The organism is Symbiopectobacterium sp. (genome assembly GCF_051710365.1).
In the GTDB taxonomy this organism is placed as follows: domain Bacteria; phylum Pseudomonadota; class Gammaproteobacteria; order Enterobacterales; family Enterobacteriaceae; genus Symbiopectobacterium.
The window spans coordinates 1-2064 of record NZ_JBPETA010000321.1; the positions used below are offsets into that span (position 1 = coordinate 1).

The following is a 2064-nucleotide window of genomic DNA, read 5'->3' on the forward strand; positions in this document are numbered from 1 at the left end:
ATTTTCTTCATCAGGCGATCGAACTGGCTGAGAGCTTCAGGGGTTTTGAGATTTTTGGCCAGTGCATTAGCCAGAGCCTGCAACTGTTTTTCGTCCATAAAGTAACCTGCTTTTGATGTTGGATTGAGCATATCAAAATCAGGCAATTACACAAATTTATGTACAGTCTCTGTAATTCCTTTTCTCATTTAGTAAAAATGTTGTATTGGTTTTATCTTGCTGCATGCTGCGCATTTATCGCGCGCGGCATCAGGATACCGCCGCGCCAGTGCAGCAGGGTTTGCAGCCGTTTCAGGCTGCGTTCACAGGCTTCAATCGCACGCGTGCCGCCCGCATTGTGGGGATAGACCTTGGAGACCAGAAATGCTTCGTCGCGCCGCCCGCGCAGTGCTGCACCCACCACGCTCTCCGCACCGCCGTCGGCGTACATTTCTGCGGTATCGATAAGCCTAAGTCCGAGATCAAGCCCCGCCTGCAAGGCTTTTATTTCACGCGCCTTCTCACTGGCCGCTTCCCCCATAAACCACGTGCCCTGCCCAACAGCGGGCAGCGTTGAACCATCAGGAAATCGAATCTGTCGGGTTGCCATCGCTATCCTCCTTGCATCCTGTTGAATAACCTAGCTGAGCCGTCGCGCGCCCTAAACGTGCAAAATGGGGTGAAATCACCCCATTATTGTGCGGCACTTGCCCTGTTTTAGCGCATCAGGTGTTAGAAGCGATAGCTCACACCCGCGCCAAACACCATGGTATAGCTGCGATCGACCAGCGGGCTCTCTTTCACTTCATCCGCCAGGCGCACATAGCGTCCGGTGGCCCATGCGCTCCAGCTATCGTTGATACGGTAGTTGGTGCTCAACTCGGCGTACGGCGACCAGTCACCATCCGGACTGTAAGCCCCTAACCCTGAGCGGGATGCCTCTTTGCCACTGATACCAAAGTAATAGCGGTTGAGTCTTTCGCTGCTCCAGGTCACACCGACGCCCGGCGTCAATGACCAGTCACCCAATTCGAAGCGATACAGGTAGGTGTTGTCCCACAGATAACCGTCGCTGTAGCCCAGAGTATCGGCCACCACAGAGGTGCGCAAAATCCCCCAGGACGCGGAGTGAGAATAGGCCAGACCCGCCATCAGCGTGCCACGGCGCTTATCCAGTTGCTTCATCTGCGCATCGTCGTTATCACTCGGTTTGAATCCCAGCGGAGAATAGAGTGCCGTTACCGACAGGCGGTTTTGTCCGTCATTCCACAGGTAATACCCCCCGCCCAGCCCGCGAAAATAAAAGTTGTCACTTTCATAGGTCACCATTGGCACCGGATACAGTGCGTTATCGCCCCCGCGATACGGGCTGATGGAACCTAAGACCCCTGCTCCCAATGAGAAATCCGCCGCAACTGCCGTTGTTGCCGCCAGCGACCCTGCCAACAGCAAAGAGGTATAAATCACAGATGATTTTTTCATAACGTTATTATTCCTAATTATTCCTATTACTGATATGAATTATCAAAATCGTATTTTGCTCATATCAATCATAATCGTTAAATGTACAAACCGCATGGCATTAAACCACATGCCGCACCTATCGTCATTTCAGATGAGCCAAAGGAATGAATGCCCAGTGGCTACCACCATTGTAGCGGCATAATTCGCAGAGTGATTTATTGAAATATCTTAAAAAGATGTTTTCACCAATGAGGAAATTTTGCAGATGCCAACTACGCTTAATGACAGGGAGATGAATGTTCCTGAGTTCGCGGGTTAGCGTAAGCGCGTTCACCAGCCTTCCGACCTCACCCTGTGTGGATGAAGGAAAACGCGCCTTGTCAGTGTAATAACATCCACACTGCTGCGAATTTGGCATAAGGGTTGCTGTATTCAGGGAAATCATCTGCCAGAGGGCTACACATCTATGGCCACATAAATAACGCCGCACATTATTTAACCCGTCATTCCGCACCTGATTTTTCTTTTTTCGGGACTTGACGGTATTCTGAAGTTCTGAATTTATTACTGCTTTTTGCAGACCAATCAGCATGAGTACTCCCCACGTTACCATCCGTAACC

Annotated in this window: 2 protein-coding genes and 1 pseudogene; all 3 read right to left on the bottom strand. The window is 50.7% G+C overall.

Translation table 11 applies throughout. The annotated features are described in order from the left end of the window. Positions 1–229 precede the first annotated feature (229 nt). Positions 230–589, bottom strand: a pseudogene (locus tag ACTBDZ_RS17300) (aldo/keto reductase); the annotation flags it as partial. Between the two features lie 122 nt (positions 590–711). After that, complete coding sequence (locus ACTBDZ_RS17305; protein ID WP_438816209.1) at positions 712–1461, bottom strand: MipA/OmpV family protein; 750 nt, start codon at positions 1459–1461, stop codon at positions 712–714. Between the two features lie 124 nt (positions 1462–1585). Further along, positions 1586–2064 (bottom strand): hypothetical protein (locus tag ACTBDZ_RS17310; protein ID WP_438816210.1); only part of this gene is annotated, 479 nt, incomplete at its 5' end.

Excerpts from the sequence above, each read along its gene's own strand:
- ACTBDZ_RS17305 (WP_438816209.1), bottom strand. The coding sequence starts at position 1,461 with ATGAAAAAATCATCTGTGATTTATACCTCTTTGCTGTTGGCAGGGTCG.